Here is a 277-nt window from a genome sequence, read left to right as displayed (position 1 = left end):
AAACTACTTGATGCTTCCTGTGAATGCCCCGAAATGTGCTCACCACAACAACCATCATGATGGCTTAATGAATTTCATGCACAGGGATGAGGAGGTGAACTACTTCCCTTCAAGGTTTGATCCTACTCGTCATGCTGAACAGTACCCTATCCCTCCTCGCGTTCTATCTGGCTGCCGGGAGAAGTGCATCATCGAAAAGGAGAACAATTTCAAGCAGGCTGGCGAGAGATACCGTTCCTTCGACCCTGCCAGGCAAGACCGTTTCCTACAGCGCTGC

The 277-nt window shown here is 50.2% G+C and carries 1 pseudogene; it reads left to right on the top strand.

The features are described 5' to 3' along the window. Positions 1 to 10 precede the first annotated feature (10 nt). A pseudogene (locus QWY29_RS20395) lies at positions 11 to 277 on the top strand (catalase); the annotation flags it as partial.

The sequence above is a fragment of the Nocardioides abyssi genome, from assembly GCF_030412915.1.
GTDB lineage: Bacteria > Actinomycetota > Actinomycetes > Propionibacteriales > Nocardioidaceae > Nocardioides > Nocardioides abyssi.
This window is presented reverse-complemented; position numbering and strand designations above follow the sequence as displayed.